A 15,240-nucleotide genomic window follows, 5' to 3' on the forward strand; every position below is an offset into this window, starting at 1 on the left:
CCACTCCCAGCAGCCCGCTGGCTGCAGCAACCAGCCTGCCGCACTACCCGCAGCCGCGTGAACCCTCGAATGACTTACGAACCGGACCACTAAGCGCCTGATCAAGAGTGTTGTCCGTAATCCTTGGGTAGCCAGGGCGCAGCGGTGGTGAGGTCCTGATCCCGCGAGCCGGCGATAGACGGCGCGATCGGCCAACCGACGTCGGGCGAGGTGTGGTCGCGGTGAACGCGCCCTCTGAGACGCCGGTTCAGCGGAGGAGGTCGCGCCGGCTCAGTGTGCTGCCGAGCGCGACCGCCGCCGAGCGCACCGCCGTCACGTGTCCCTCGGGCCGGAACCTGTGGCTGGGGCCGGCCACGCTGATCGCGGCGAGCGGCTCGTCGCCGCGCCCCAGCACCGGCGCGGCGACACACACGAGCCCGACGGCCGACTCCTCCTGCTCGAACGCGACGCCGGTCTCGGTGACGCGCTGCAACTGGCGCCGGAGGATGCCTGGAGCGACGACGGTGTGCGGGGTGCGCCGTTCGAGCGGCCCGGTCAGCACCTCGCGCCGCAGGTCGGCGTCGGCGTACGCGAGCAGAGCCTTTCCGATCGCGGTGCAGTGCAGCGGCATCCGCCCGCCTGGGCGCGAGGGCACCTTGGCTTGGCGGTGGCCGCCGATCTTGGCGACGTAGACGACGTCGTGCCCCTCCCGCACCCCGAGGTGGACGGTCTCGTGGGTGCGTTCGTAAAGGTCCTGGAGGAACGGCATCGCCACCTCGAGCAGGCTGCGCTCCAGCGAGGCGAGCATCCCGAGCTCGAAGAGGCCGCCACTGAGCCGGTAGCCGCCGTCGGCGCGGTCGAGCAGGCGGTTGGTGACCAGGCCGCCGGACAGCCGGTGCACGGTCGCCTTGTGGAGGCCGGTACGCCGCACCAGCTCGGCGAGGCTGACGACCCGGTCCTCGGGCCGGAAGGCGCGCAGGATCGTCACCGCCTTGCCCAGCACGGTGTCGAGGTCGGCCGTCTCCGTCACTCCCGCAGCGTATCGCTGAACGAGACGAAGTGCTGGTTCGGTGCTCGAGCCCGCCCGCACAGTGGGGGTGTGACCGAAACCACCGGGCTCGCCGCCACGAGCCAGCCCGACATCGCCGCCGCGGTCGAGCGGCTCGCCGGGGCGTCCGCGTCCGGCGTGCCCTGCTCCCCCGTACGGGACCTGATCGGCCGGGACGACCTGGCCGCCGCGTACGCCGTCCAGGCGGCGCTCACCGGGCGCCGCCTCGCCGCCGGCGCCCGGATCGTCGGCCGCAAAATCGGCCTGACCTCGGAGGCCGTGCAACGGCAGCTCGGCGTCGACCAGCCCGACCTCGGCGTCCTCTTCGACGACATGGGGTACGCCGATGGGGACGCGATCCCGGCCGGGCGGATCCTCCAGCCACGGGTCGAGGCGGAGATCGCGTTCGTGCTCCGTTCCGACCTGGCCGACGGCCCGCTCGACGCCCCACAGGTCCGGGACGCGATCGCGTACGGCGTCGCCGCGCTCGAGATCTGCGGCAGCCGGATCGCCGGGTGGGACATCGCCTTCGGCGACACGGTCGCCGACAACGCGTCCTCGGGCGCCTACGTGCTCGGGACGGAGCGCCGCACCCTCGACGAGTTCGAGCCGGTGGACGTCGTGATGTCGATGAGCATCGACGGTGAGGAGGTCTCCACCGGGACCGGCGCGGCCTGCCTGGGCGACCCGATCGAGGCGGTCGTGTGGCTGGGTCGCATGGCCCGTGACCTCGGCGAGCCGCTGCGCGCGGGGCAGGTCGTCCTCTCTGGCGCGCTCGGTCCGATGCGGCCGGTCGCCGCCGGCGACACCGTCACCGCCACCCTGTCCGGCCTCGGCACGGTGACGGTCCGCTTCACCGAAGGAGCAGCACCATGAGCAAGACGAAGGTCGCGATCATCGGATCGGGCAACATCGGCACCGACCTGATGATCAAGGTGTTGCGCGGCGCGCACCATCTCGAGATGGGTGCCATGGTCGGCATCGACCCCGAGTCGGACGGCCTGGCCCGCGCCGCCCGGTTCGGCGTCCAGACGACGCACAAGGGCGTCGACGGGCTGATCGCGCTGCCGGACTTCGACGAGATCGGGATCGTCTTCGACGCGACCTCGGCCAAGGCGCACGAGGTGAACGCCGCGAAGCTGACCCCGCTCGGGAAGCGCATGATCGACCTGACTCCGGCGGCGATCGGGCCCTACGTGATCCCCGCTGTCAACCTCGACGAGCACCTCGACGCGCCCGACGTCAACATGGTCACCTGTGGCGGCCAGGCAACGATCCCGATCGTCGCCGCCGTCAGCCGTGTGGTGCCGGTCGAGTTCGCCGAGATCGTCGCGTCGATCGCGTCGAAGTCGGCCGGTCCGGGCACCCGCGCCAACATCGACGAGTTCACCGAGACCACCTCGGCCGCCATCGAGCAGGTCGGCGGGGCGCGCCGCGGCAAGGCGATCATCATCCTCAACCCCGCCGAGCCGCCGATGATCATGCGGGACACGGTCTTCTGCCTCGTCACGGCACCGGACCCGGCCGCACGCGAGGAGATCCGGCGGTCGGTCGAGAAGATGGTCGCCGACGTCGCCGCCTACGTCCCCGGCTACCGGCTCAAACAGCTGGTGCAGATCACCGAGATTCCCGCCGACCAGCCGGTCGGGACGCTCCTCGCCGACGGCGCCTCCCGGCCCACCCACCAGGTGTCGGTCTTCCTCGAGGTCGAGGGCGCCGCGCACTACCTTCCGGCCTACGCCGGCAATCTCGACATCATGACCTCCGCCGGCCTGCGGGTCGCGGAGCGCATCGCGGCAGGGAAGGCGGGCCTCTGATGGGCACCCCGATCTTCGTCCAGGACGTCACGCTGCGCGACGGGATGCACGCCGTACGCCACCGGATGACCCCGGAGGACGTCAAACGCATCGTCACCGCGCTCGACCGGGCCGGCGTCGACGCGATCGAGGTCGCGCACGGCGACGGGCTCGCCGGAGGGTCGCTCAACTACGGTCCCGGGTCGCACACGGACTGGGAATGGATCGAAGCCGCGGCGTCGGTGCTGGTGAACGCCCGCCTCACCACGCTGCTGCTGCCAGGTGTCGGCACCGTCCACGAACTGAAGCACGCCCACGACCTCGGCGTACGCTCCGTCCGGGTCGCCACGCCATGCACCGAGGCCGACATCTCCGCGCAGCACATCGCCGCGGCGCGCGAGCTCGGCATGGACGTGTCCGGATTCCTGATGCTCTCCCACATGGCCCCGCCGGAGGAACTGGCCCGGCAGGCGAAGCTGATGGAGTCCTACGGCGCGCACTGCGTCTACATCACCGACTCCGGCGGCCGACTCACGATGAACGACGTGGCCGCGCGGGTCCGTGCGTACCGCGACGTCCTCGACGCCGGGACCGAGATCGGCATCCACGCCCATGAGAACCTCTCGCTGTCGGTCGCCAATTCCGTCGTCGCGGTCGAGAATGGCGTCTACCGGGTCGACGCGTCGCTGGCCGGTCACGGCGCGGGGGCGGGCAACTGCCCGCTGGAGGCGTTCATCGCGGTCGCGGACCTCTCGGACTTCGAGCACCGATGTGACCTGTTCCAGCTCCAGGACGCCGCGGACGACATCGTCCGCCCGCTGCAGGACCGTCCGGTGCGTGTCGACCGGGAGACCCTCACCCTGGGGTACGCCGGCGTCTACTCGTCGTTCCTCCGCCACGCGGAGACCGCCGCCACGCGGTACGGCGTCGACGTCCGCGACATCCTCATGGAGTGCGGCCGCCGCCGGCTCGTGGGCGGCCAGGAGGACATGATCGTCGATATCGCGCTCACGATCGTCGCCGAGCGCGAGCAGCGGCCCGCCTGACAAGATGTCGCCCCAAATGATCGGTTCGGACAACGTCGAAGCGTACGTACGCGCAGTGGAGTCCTGCATCGGCTGTTGACCCCCGTCCGACCGGCGCGGGCCCGTGTCTCACGGTGACGGTCCGGATCCCGGCGGGGCTCAGCCGAGGGCCTGGTCCAGGTTGAAGGCGGCGCTGATCAGGGCCAGGTGGGTGAACGCCTGAGGGAAGTTGCCGAGCTGCTCGCCGGTATGGCCGATCTCCTCGGCGTACAGGCCGACGTGGTTGGCGTACGTGAGCATCTTCTCGAACGCCAGCCGCGCCTCGTCCACGTGCCCGGCGCGGGCGAGCGCCTCGACGTACCAGAACGAGCAGATCGAGAACGTGCCCTCGGTGCCGGTCAGCCCGTCGGGGCTGGCCTGGCTGTCGTAGCGGTAGACCAGCGAGTCCGACACCAGCACGCGACCGAGCGCCTCCAGGGTGGACAGCCATTTGGGGTCGGTGGGCGAGACGAACTTGGCCAGCGGCATCATCAGGACGGAGGCGTCCAGGACGTCGCCGTCGAGGTACTGGGCGAACGCCCGCAGCCGGGGCGACCAGCCGCGGCGCATGATCTGCCGGTAGATCTGGTCACGGGCCCGCCGCCAGCGGGGGATGTCGGCGGGCAGGCCGCGGTGGGCGGCCATGCGCATCGCCCGTTCGATCGCCACCCAGCACATCAGCCGCGAGTACACGAAGTCATGGCGACCGCCGCGCGTCTCCCAGACTCCCTCGTCGGGCTGGTCCCAGTGATCGCACACCCAGTCGACCAGGACGCACAGCTCGTCCCAGCGGTCGCTGGAGATCGGCTGCCCCCACTTGTCGTACAGGTAGATCGAGTCGATGAGGGCGCCGTAGATGTCGAGCTGGAGCTGGCCGGCGGCGGCGTTCCCGACGCGGACGGGGGCCGAGCCCTGGTAGCCCTCCAGGTGGTCCAGCTCCTGTTCGGGGATCTCCCGGCTCCCGTCGATGCGGTACATGATCTGCAGCGGTCCGGAGGGGCCCTCGTCGCAGAGGGTGACGTGCTCGGACAGGAAGCCCATGAAGGCCTCCGCCTCCTCGGTGAACCCCAGCCTGAGCAGCGCGTACACGCCGAACGCGGCGTCGCGGATCCACACGTACCGGTAGTCCCAGTTGCGCCCGCCGCCGATCCGCTCGGGCAGGCTGCTCGTCGGCGCGGCGACGATGCCCCCGGTCGGGGCGTAGGTGAGCAGCTTCAGCGTGAGCGCGGAGCGGTGCACCATCTCGCGCCACCGGCCCCGGTACCGGGAGTTGGCGAGCCAGCGCCGCCAGTAGGCGACCGTGGCGGTGAACTGCTCGTCGGCCTCGGTGATCGGGCATCCGCGCGGCGCGACCGACGCGTCGATCCGGTCGAGGGCGAACACGGCGGTCTCGCCCTCCCGCAGCTTGAACCGCGCCCGCACGTCCGCGCCGTCCGCCTCCAGGGGCACCGTGGCGACCAGGTTCATGCCCATGGACGGGGCCTCGAAGACGGCCTGGCCGTACCCCCCGGGCCCCTCGGGTCCCCCAGGCTCCAGCCGCAGGGTGTGCGGCTCGGTGCCGTATCCGAACCGGGGGGCCACGCGGGCCCGGAACGGCAGCGAGCCGCGCACGCAGACGACACGGCGGATCAGCCGGTGCCGGTTCGCCTCGCGGGGATCGTCCGGGATGGGCATGAAGTCCTGCACCTCGCCCACGCCGTCGGGGGCGAGGAACCGGGTGATCAGCACGTTGGTGTCGGGGAAGTAGAACTGCCGGGTGGTGGACGGCACGTCCGCCGTGAGCTCGAACGCCCCGCCCCGGCGGGCGTCGAGGATCGAGCCGAACACGCTGGGGGCGTCGAACCGGGGCGAGCAGTACCAGTCGATGGTGCCGTCGGTGCCCACGAGCGCGACCGTGCGCAGGTCCCCGATCAGCCCGTGCTCGGCGATGGGCAGGTAGCGCCCGGCGAACCCCTCCGCCGGCGCCTCGCCCCTCACTGCTGGCATGCCTTCACGCTATGCTCGCCGCCCGCCTGCCCGGGTCTGCGTCAGGTCAAGCGGACACCAGAGTTCGGCGAGGCCGGATCACGAACGCCAGGACCCCACGGGGCGGTCGGATACCTCAACGAGTTCACCCTCGCCCTCGACGCTCCTCACTGAGCGAAGTCGGGGCTTGGCGGGGCGGTCGGATGTTTTGGGCGATACCGGTAGCAATGACTTCTGCACTTGGCCGTGACTAGAGCGGTTGGGCGGCGGCGCGTCCTCGGTCGGCGGGTGAGGTTTGGAGCGGCGGGCGCTGCTGAGGGCGGCTCTGGGATCCCGCGTTAACCGGACGTTGACATCTGATCAATGTTGATTTTCGATGGTAATTGTCGTGCTGTGTTCGATGTAGTCGGTCAATGGTGCCCTGCTGCGACGTCGAGCGCCACGCTCGGCACGCCTTTCCACCCCCTCTCCCAACGCGCCCACTTCCCCCGGTCCGGCAGGTCGCGGTCGTCACGCGGCCCGCCGAGTTCGGCATGGGCGCGGCCGAAAGGATCAGCATGCGACGTACATTCAGGCTGCTCTGCGCCGCCGTACTCTGGCTCGCCGCCGCCCTCGGCACGGTGATGGCATCCGCCGTCCCCGCCCAGGCCGAGTCCAACGGTGGCGTGCGGGTCATGCCGCTCGGCGACTCCATCACCGACGGCTTCAACGTGCCCGGCGGCTACCGGATCAACCTGTGGCAGCGGATGGCCGCGGGAGGCCACACCGTCGACTTCGTCGGGTCGGGCTTCAACGGGCCCGCGGCCCTCGGCGACCACGACCACGAGGGCCACAGCGGGTGGCGCATCGACCAGATCGACGCGAACATCGTCGCCTGGCTGCACAGCTACATGCCCCGCACGATTCTGCTGCACATCGGCACCAACGACATGACACAGAACTACGACGTCGCCAATGCCCCGGCTCGGCTGTCGGCGCTCATCGACAAGATCCGGGCGACCGAGCCCATGGTGGAGCTCTTCGTCGCGCAGATCACACCGGCCGCCGACCAGACGTCCGAGTCGCGGATCCAGGCGTTCAACGCGGCCGTCCCCGGCGTCGTCGCGCAGAAGGGGCCGAGGACCCACCTGGTCGACATGCACACCGGCTTCACCACCGCCGACCTCGCCGACGGCGTGCACCCCAACCAGGGCGGCTACGACAAGATGGCGGCGCGCTGGTACGCCGCGCTGCAGTCCGTGCCGGGCAGCCTGACCGAGGTGACCGTCCCGCCGGTGGGCACGGCCATTTCGGTGTTCAACCCCCAGTCCGGCCGCTGCGTGGACATCCTGGGGGCCGTCACCAACGAGGGCGCGCCGGTGCACATCTGGGACTGCCACGGCAAGAGCAGCCAGCAATGGACCCGCACCGCGGCCGGCGAGCTGCGCGTCTACGGCAACCGCTGCCTCGACGTGAGCGGCAACGGTACGGCGAACGGTACGAAGATCCAGATCTGGGCGTGCAACGGGACGACGGCGCAGAAGTTCACGTTCAACACCGACGGGAGCGTCGTGGGCGCCGGGTCGGGCAAGTGCGTTGACGTGACGGGCGGCGGGACCGAGAGGGGGACGCTGGTGCAGCTGTACGAGTGCAACGGAACCGGGGCGCAGCGCTGGACCGCGCGGTGACCGGCAGGCGGTGCGAGGGCGTCCGCGCGGAGCGCCCCCGCACCGCCTCCAGATCGGTCTGACCACCCACCACGGCCCCGGGGCGCTCCCTGCCCCGGGGCCGTTCCACGTCTCGCCGCGGATGTCGCCCGTCTCGCCGCGTACGGGGTCTCCTCGGCGGCCGCACGATACCGGGCCGAGCCGCCGTCCTGGTTTCATCAGGGCGACGTCGTGGCGCTCCGGTCCGTTAACGGGCCGGAGCGCCACACGTAATGATCCGGTGGCACCACATCCTTTGTCGGGGCCCTTGATTTCACATCCGGGCGCCTATTCCCCGATCGACACACGGACCGCCCTGTCGCCCAATATTCTCCGCCGGTAAATCCGCTTACCCGAACGCATTTACCCCGCGCACGGCGCGCTTGTCGCGACCAAAGAGAGTCACACTGCCACTGACCAGCGAGTATCCTATTCCGGACGGCCCGATTACTCGAAAAGTGGTGTCCCGATACGACAGGCTCGGACATACTAGCCGCGTCCAGAGTCGGGGGATCTGTCAACTTCCTGCCAATATCGAATATCGACGGTTGATCAGTTGTCAGCTTGCTGCATAGCACTTTTGAAGAAGCCGTCGCCGTCGTGCGAATGCAAGTCTGTCGATGCGGCCGATATCGGGGTTGGTCGCGTTTAGGAATGGAGGTGAGCGGTGAACTCGAAAACAACCATCAGCACTGGAACCGATTCCCTGTCCACGCTCGTGCCCGCGCCCCCCGCGGAGACGACCCGCCCCGGCCCTTCTGCCCCCCTCCGCCTCCAGATGGCGTTCGCCCACCCCGGAACGGCGACCTACCAGATCTGCGTCGACCGCGTGAAGCGCAAGTACCTCGACCACTACGGCGCCGTCGTGGACCCCCGCCCCGACCTGTTCGTCATCGTGTGGGACGGCGGCGGCCCCTCGCCCACCTCCGACGGCACGCTGGGCGTCGCCGGGCTCACCTCCGCCGCCGGACGCAGGCTCCTGTCGGAGAACTACCTGAACATCCCGGTCGAACACGCCTGCACCGGCCTCACGTCCGGCCCACCCGTCCAGCGCGGCGCCATCGCGGAAATGGGCCCGCTCGCCTCCTTCTACCCCGGCACCGGCATGTACCTCATGCGCGCCCTGCCGCGGATCGCCCGTCACCTCGGTTACGAATTCCTGCTGTCCACCCTCACCCAGAAACTCCACACCCTCGCCAGGGCCGCGGGCTGGGACTTCCACACCCTGACCAACGCCCGTCGCGCCGATCTGGCCGCGACGCATTCCGCCGACTGGGGCACCTATTACTCCACGAAACCCCGCACCGGGATCCTCCACTGCGGGCAGACCATCGCTCTCCAAGCCACCGGCTAGAGAAATTCCCGCCACAGCGTCGATATCCGACCGCACGAAAGGAGTCCGCCAATGCGCTGGCTCGACCATGCCCTCGGCCGCCTCGGCTCACTGGAGACGGTGGCCGTCGAGGAACTGCAGCTATCCGGCCCGCCACGCCTGCACACCTAAGGGACCGTGCTCGGCGCGGCCGTCCGCACGGGCGACGCGATTGTCGCCGCGGCACGGGGGCGGGAGACCGGCACGAGCACGATCGGCATCCTCACCGGCAACGGTGTGGAGGGGATCGTCGGCGACCTGGCCTGCCTGCTCACCGGCGTGCGATCGGTGCCCATCCCGATCGCCTTCGGCCGTGACCAGGCCCGCCACCTGCTGTCGCACTCGATCGTCTGCCTGGTGGACGAGCAGGGGCGTAAGCGCCTGGCCGAGTGGGGCGGCGAGAGCGAGATCCTGCCCGAGGGCTGCGAGATCATCCCCGTCACCATCGAGGGAGGACATGACCCGGACGAGATCGCCACCAGGGTCCGTGCGGCCGCCGCCCTGGACGAGCACGCCATCTGCAAGATCGTGCACACGTCCGGCACGACCTCCACCCCGAAGGGCGTCATGCTCCGCAGGGGCGCGGTGGACGACCTGATCGACTCCATCACCAGCCGGGTCGGCGTGGAGGCGTGGCAGCGGTACGTCTCGGTCGTGCCGCTGAGCCTGCTGGTCGAGCAGGTGTTCGCCGTCTACCTGACCTTCCTCGCGGGCGGCACGGTGGTGTTCCTGCGCGAGCAGGCCAAGCCGCTCGGCACCGCCGGCGGCGACGTCGAACAGGTCCGCGGGCTGCTCGCCACGGCCAGGCCCACGGTGTCGCTGGTGCCGCCGTCCCTCGTGGAGTCCATCGCGGCGCGCGCCCGCACCACCCCGGAGGCGACCACCCGCGAGTTGTCGCTGGCGGTGTACGGCCGGGAGGACCCGATGCTGCTGTTCAGCGGCGGCGCCCCGGTGTCCGACCAGGTCCTGCGCGACATGTGGGACCGCGGCCTGCCGGTGTACGTCGCGTACGGCCTGAGCGAGAACGGCTCGGTCGCGACGTTGAACGGCCCCGGGCTGGTCCGCCTGGGCACGGTCGGCAAGCCCCTGCGCCACGTCGAGGTCCGCAGGTCCGACTCGGGCGAGCTGCTGATCCGCAGCACGTCCCTGCTCACCGGCTACCTCGGATCCGACGACCCGACCGCCCTCCCGCTCGACGCCGAGGGCTGGCTGCACACCGGCGACATCGCCGACATCGACGCCGACGGCTACGTCACCATCACCGGCAGGCTCAAGAACATCATCATCACCTCCAACGGGCGCAACGTCAGCCCGGAATGGGTCGAGGCGCAGTACAAGAGCCGCCCCAGCATCGAGGCCGCCGCCGTCTTCGGCGACAACATGGAGCGGCTGATCGCGGTCTTCGTCCTCAGGCGCGGCGCCGACCAGGCCACCGCGCTCGCCGAGATCCGCCACGTCAACGCCGAGGTGCTCTCGGAGATCGAGCAGGTCGGCAGCGCCGCGCTGGTCGAGGCCGACGAGACCTTCTACGCCGAGTTCTTCACCGTCACCGGACGACCCCGCCGCAAGGAAATCAAGGAAGCTCTGGCCACCGGCCGATTCGATCTCGTGGAGGTTTGAGACATGCTGGACCGCTTCGCCACGACCGACCACACCGACGGCAAGGGGCTGGTCGTCACGACCGGCGACCGCGCCGGGTTCGACACCATCGACCGCGTCGAACTGCTGACCGCGCTGGCCGAACACGGGTACGTCCTGCTGCGCGGCTTCGAATCCGACCCGAGCACCTTCTCCGCGCTGATCGAGAGCATCTCCTCGCGCATCACCCTGGACCCGGCGCGCAAGTTCGCGGGCGGCAACGTCGCGCAGAAGATCGAGGCCGGGCTGGTGCCCCAAGGCCTGCACATGGAGAACGGCGCGACGCCGTGGGTGCCGGACCTGGTGTGGTTCTACTGCGAGACCCCCGCCAAGACCGGCTAGCAGACCACCATCTGCGACGGGCGGTACGCCTGGCGGCACCTGCCCGAACCCACCCAGGAACTCTTCCTGTCCACACGCGTCACCTTCGCCCGGCCGATGCCCGAGGACAAGTGGAAGAACCTCGTCGTGCGCCTGCTGGACGGCGCCAAGACCGCCGACCAGGTCACCCTGGACGACCTGTTCGCGGTGACCGACGACGACATGGACGTCAAGTACCAGCTCCGCCCCGACGGATCGGTGCACTACAAGTACTACACCTACGCCGCGCACACCACGCTGTTCGGCCCGGACATCGCGTTCGCCAACAGCATCCTGACCCCATCGGTGAACTACGAGCCCCCGGTGATCGAGTTCGAGGACGGCCGGCCGCTGGACGCCATGCTCATGCGCCAGATCATCGAGGCCACCGAACTGGAGACCGACGAGATCGACTGGCATGCGGGCGACGTCGCGCTGGTGGACAACAGCCGGCTCATGCACGGCAGGCGCAAGATCCGCGACCCGCTGCGCTCCCTCTACAACGCGCAGAGCTACGCCAAGCAGGACCTCGTCGGCGCGGTCCGCGGCCCTGCGGGCGCCGCTCACCGGGCGGCGTGATGCGTACCCAGTACGACGACATCGGCCAATCGTACGAACGGCTCAAGCACCAGATGCCGCTGGCGCGGGGGCCGGAGCGGGCCACCTTCGAGGCGCTCACCGCCGGGGTGGCGGGCCGGTCGGTGCTGGACCTGGCGTGCGGGACCGGCTGGTACAGCAGGATCCTCGCCCGCGCCGGCGCGGCCTCGGTGCTCGGGGTGGACATCTCCGAGGAGATGGTCGCCGCCGCCGGGCGTGCCGAGGCGCGCGAGCCGCTGGGCGTCCGGTACCGGGCCGGCGACGCCCGCCTGCTCGGCGTCGCGGGCCGGTTCGACCTCGTCACGGCGGTCTGGCTGCTCTGCTACGCCCGCGACCCGCTGGACCTGTCGGCCATGGCGAGCGCCGCCTACGACAACCTCGCCCCGGGAGGCATGTACGTCGGCGTGGAGATGAACCCCCGGTTCGACTGGGCCGGTCCGAAGGCCACCAAGTACGGGCTGACCCACCGTCCCGACGCGGTCTTCCCCGGCGGGAAGGAGCTGACGGTCACCGCGCACGTGGACCCGCCCATCACGTTCCAGGCCTGCTTCTGGGAGGAGGAACCCATCGTCGCCGCCCTGCGCGGCGCGGGCTTCCGCTCCGTGGAACTCGTCCCCGCCACCGTTCCCGCCGACCCCGCCGACACCTTCTGGGACGACTTCCGGACCAACCCCACCATCGTGGGCATCCGGGCGGTCAAGTAACGCCCGGCGACCCACCGGCCGCGGTCGCGTGGCCCACCCTGAGATCCACCTTCCAGCGTCAGTGGAGGCCCGTCCCGCGACCGGGCCTCCACTGGCCGTTTCCGGGCCGCGCCTCGCGCGGGCCGCAGGTCACGGGGGTTCTGGGGGTCCTAGAGGTACGGTCACCTGTTCGTCGCCTCCAGGCGGGCGCGGATATCGTCGGCGGTGGGGTGGCCCAGGGCGGTGAGGATGCTCAGGGCGCGGTGCCATTCCGCCCGTGCGGAGGGGACGTCGCCCGCGGCCTGGTGGTTGTCGCCCAGGTGGGTGAGGACGAGCGCCTCGTTGTTGCGGTCCCCGTCCTGGCGGTGCATCTCCAGGGCGCGCCGGTAGCAGCTCGCGGCCTCGCGGTACTCGCGCAGGTGGTGGTGGGCGTGGCCAAGGCTGTCCCAGGTGGCCGACTCGCCGTCGCGGTCCCCGGTCTCCCGCAGCTCCTCCAGGGCCTCGCGGCAGTGGACGAGCGCCTCCCGGTGGTTGCCGACGGCGATGTTGTACCAGCCCACGGCGCTGATCGCGCGGGCCACCCAGTTCTTCTGACCGGCCTCCCGGTAGAGCCGCAGCGCGTGCTCGGCGCTGCTCAACGCCTCCGCGTGGCCGCCCTGCTGTTCGAGGACGCGGGCGAGGTTGCTGTGGACGTGCGCCTGCCCGGTGAGGTCCCCGACCCGCGCGTAGTGTTCCAGCGCGTGCCGGTACTCCGTGGCCGCGGCCTCGCCGTCGCCCAGGCGGGTGTGGGCCAGGGCGAGCATCAGGCGGCCGAACGCGAGCGCGCGGTGGTCCGGCCCGCGCCGGGCGGCGTCGAGGGCCCGTTCGTGCACGGAGATCATGTCGTGCCAGGCGCCCGTGCGGTCGAGGAACGTGCTCATGGACCACGCGAACTGCCAGGTATGGGCGTCGAAGCCGGACGTCGCCGCGAGTTCGACGCAGGCGAGCAGGACCGTCCGCTCGGCGATGAACCAGGCGAAGGCCTCGTCGTGGTCCGCCAGGACCTGCGGGGTGACGCCGGGGCGCGCGTCCGGGATCATGATGGGGTCACGGGCGGGGTGGATCAGCAGCGCGGCGCGGTAGGCGGTGTGCAGGTAGTGGTCGAGGATCCGGCCGAGCACCTCGTGACGCCGCTCGCCGGTCTCGGCCTGCCGGTTCAGCTCGACGGCGTAGGCGTGCAGCAGGTCGTGGAAGGCGTACCGGTCCGGGGAGCTCTCGGTCAGCAGCCGGACGCCGGTGAGCTCGGCCAGCAGGCGCCGCGCCCGATCCGGGGGCAGGGCCGCCACGCTCGCCGCGGCGGACAGGCCGACGTCGGGACGGGGGTGCGCGCCGAGCCACCGGAAAAGCCCGGCGGCGTCGGGGCTGAGCGCCTGGTACGAGCAGGCGAAGACGGTGCGGACGTCGGTGGCCGGGTCGTCGCTGTGGAAGGCGTCCAGGCTCGTCCCGGTGCGCTGGAGTTCGTCCGCCAGCGCGCGCAGGGGGAATGTCGGGTGGGTGACGGCCCGGGCCGCCGTGATCGCCAGGGCGAGGGGCAGCCGCGCGCAGGAGTCGATGATGCGCTCCACCGCCCCCGGGTCCTCGGTGACCCGGCGGCGGCCGATACGGCGGGCCAGCAGGTCGGCCGACTCGGTGGCGGTGAAGACGTCCAGGGTGAGCGGCCGCGCGCCGTGCCCGGCGATGAGCCCGGATAAGTGGTTGCGGCTGGTCACCAGGACGAAGCACCCCGGCGAGCCGGGCAGCAGCGGGCGGACCTGCTCGGCGCTGCGGGCGTTGTCCAGCACGACCAGCATCCGGCGGCCCGCCATCAGGCTGCGGTACAGGTCGACCTGGGCGTCCAGCGACGCGGGCACGTCCTGCGGGGGCACCTTCAGGGCGGCGAGGAAGCCACGGACGACCTGCGCGCTGGTGACCGCGGAGCGGGTGGCGTCGAAGCCGCGCAGGTCGGCGAAGAGCTGGCCGTCCGGGAACCGGTCGCGGACGCGGTGGGCCCAGTGCACGGCGAGGGCGCTCTTGCCGACCCCCGGCACTCCGGAGACGACGGCGACGGCCACGGCGGTGGGCTCGCGGCCCGAGGCCGTGACCATGTCGTCGAGCCGGGCCAGCGCGTCCGCGCGGCCGGTGAAGCCGGGGACGTCGGCGGGGAGCAGGGCGGGCCCGTTAGGTGACCTCGGCGCCGGCGGGCGCTCGACCGGCGGGGCGTCCGCGTGAAGGGCGGCGTGGTAGGCCTGGCGCAGCTCGGGTGAGGGGTCGGTGCCGAGCTCCTCGGCCAGGCGGCGGCGCGTCTCGGCGTACAGCTCCAGGGCCTCGGCGCCCCGGCCCGCGGCGACCAGGGCCTGGACCAGCGCGGCGGCCAGCGGCTCGACCATCGGGTACTCGTCGAGCAGTTCCCGCAGCTGTTCGATCATGGCGGTGCCGCCGCCCGCCGCCAGTTGGATCGGCGCGAGGTCCAGCACGGCTCCGAGGCGGCGCCGGGACGCCTCGCGGCGCACCGCCTCGGCCCACGCGCCGGTCAGTCCGGTCAGGGGCTGGCCTCTCCAGAGGCCCAGTGCCTCCCACAGCAGCTCGGCGCGGCCCGGGTCGTCGCCGCGCGTGGCCCTGGCCTCGTCGAGGAGCCGCCGGAACCGGTGCAGGTCGACCTGGTCCTGCGGCGCGTGCAGGACATACCCGGCGGACTGGTGCTCCACGGACAGGTCGTCGCCGTCGGCGGCGTTGGCCTCCGCCAGGGCGCGGCGCAGCCGGGTGATGTAGCTGTGCACGGCGCCGCGCGCGGTCGTCGGCGCCGCGTCGCCCCAGACCCGATCGATGATCTTCTCGATGGGGACGGGACGGCCCGCGTCCACCAGCAGCGCCGCGAGGACGGCCTGCTGCTTGCGCGGCCCGAGATCCACCGCGTGCGTGGCCGTCGACAGCTCGACCGAACCCAGCAGGCGCAACTGTGCCATGGCCTGTCCACTCCTGAGGGGCCGGATTGCCCCGATTCATCTGATTGCGCGCACCAGCTAACCAGGACAAGT

General features: G+C 71.2%; 10 protein-coding genes and 1 pseudogene. 8 read left to right on the forward strand and 3 right to left on the reverse strand.

What is annotated here, in order from left to right; genetic code table 11:
* Window positions 1–247: 247 nt before the first annotated feature.
* Window positions 248–1,009, reverse strand: coding sequence for an IclR family transcriptional regulator (locus tag AB0H21_RS23040; protein ID WP_358519850.1), 762 nt, complete (start codon window positions 1,007–1,009; stop codon window positions 248–250).
* Between the two features lie 69 nt (window positions 1,010–1,078).
* On the opposite strand from AB0H21_RS23040, the gene AB0H21_RS23045 reads away from it, so the two are divergent.
* The 3 genes from AB0H21_RS23045 to dmpG are packed head-to-tail and all read left to right on the forward strand — an operon-like array spanning window position 1,079 to window position 3,869.
* The gene (locus AB0H21_RS23045; RefSeq protein WP_358519852.1) at window positions 1,079–1,903 is read left to right on the forward strand and encodes a fumarylacetoacetate hydrolase family protein; all 825 of its coding nucleotides are present in this window, start codon (window positions 1,079–1,081) and stop codon (window positions 1,901–1,903) included.
* On the forward strand, window positions 1,900–2,844 hold the full coding sequence (locus tag AB0H21_RS23050; RefSeq protein ID WP_358519855.1) for an acetaldehyde dehydrogenase (acetylating): 945 nt from the start codon (window positions 1,900–1,902) through the stop codon (window positions 2,842–2,844). Before AB0H21_RS23045 ends, AB0H21_RS23050 begins: the two co-directional genes overlap by 4 nt.
* Entirely contained in the window at window positions 2,844–3,869 is a 1,026-nt protein-coding gene (dmpG, locus tag AB0H21_RS23055; protein WP_358519857.1) for a 4-hydroxy-2-oxovalerate aldolase, read from the forward strand. The genes AB0H21_RS23050 and dmpG overlap by 1 nt, the downstream gene beginning before the upstream one ends.
* A 138-nt stretch (window positions 3,870–4,007) precedes the next feature.
* On the opposite strand, the gene AB0H21_RS23060 is transcribed toward dmpG, so the two are convergent.
* Window positions 4,008–5,873, reverse strand: a complete 1,866-nt coding sequence (locus AB0H21_RS23060; RefSeq protein ID WP_358519860.1) for a glycoside hydrolase family 15 protein — start codon at window positions 5,871–5,873, stop codon at window positions 4,008–4,010.
* A gap of 536 nt (window positions 5,874–6,409) precedes the next feature.
* Between AB0H21_RS23060 and AB0H21_RS23065 the strand changes: the two genes are divergently transcribed.
* The 5 genes and pseudogenes from AB0H21_RS23065 (at window position 6,410) to AB0H21_RS23085 (ending at window position 12,208) form a co-directional block, all read left to right on the forward strand.
* Entirely contained in the window at window positions 6,410–7,519 is a 1,110-nt protein-coding gene (locus AB0H21_RS23065) for a ricin-type beta-trefoil lectin domain protein (protein ID WP_358519863.1), read from the forward strand.
* Between the two features lie 685 nt (window positions 7,520–8,204).
* The gene (locus AB0H21_RS23070) at window positions 8,205–8,891 is read left to right on the forward strand and encodes a thermostable hemolysin (protein WP_358519866.1); all 687 of its coding nucleotides are present in this window, start codon (window positions 8,205–8,207) and stop codon (window positions 8,889–8,891) included.
* 156 nt (window positions 8,892–9,047) lie between these two features.
* Entirely contained in the window at window positions 9,048–10,529 is a 1,482-nt protein-coding gene (locus AB0H21_RS23075) for an AMP-binding protein (RefSeq protein ID WP_358519869.1), read from the forward strand.
* A 3-nt stretch (window positions 10,530–10,532) separates the two neighbouring features.
* Window positions 10,533–11,486: pseudogene (locus AB0H21_RS23080) on the forward strand (TauD/TfdA family dioxygenase).
* On the forward strand, window positions 11,486–12,208 hold the full coding sequence (locus AB0H21_RS23085) for a class I SAM-dependent methyltransferase (RefSeq protein ID WP_358519871.1): 723 nt from the start codon (window positions 11,486–11,488) through the stop codon (window positions 12,206–12,208). The pseudogene AB0H21_RS23080 and the gene AB0H21_RS23085 overlap by 1 nt, the downstream one beginning before the upstream one ends.
* A 161-nt stretch (window positions 12,209–12,369) precedes the next feature.
* Here AB0H21_RS23085 and AB0H21_RS23090 read toward each other — a convergent pair whose 3' ends face one another.
* Window positions 12,370–15,168 (reverse strand): BTAD domain-containing putative transcriptional regulator, encoded by a 2,799-nt coding sequence (locus AB0H21_RS23090; RefSeq protein ID WP_358519872.1) that lies wholly within the window; start codon window positions 15,166–15,168, stop codon window positions 12,370–12,372.
* Window positions 15,169–15,240 lie beyond the last annotated feature (72 nt).

Origin of the sequence: Sphaerisporangium sp. NPDC051011, assembly GCF_040653595.1 — a bacterium.
Lineage (GTDB): Bacteria > Actinomycetota > Actinomycetes > Streptosporangiales > Streptosporangiaceae > Sphaerisporangium.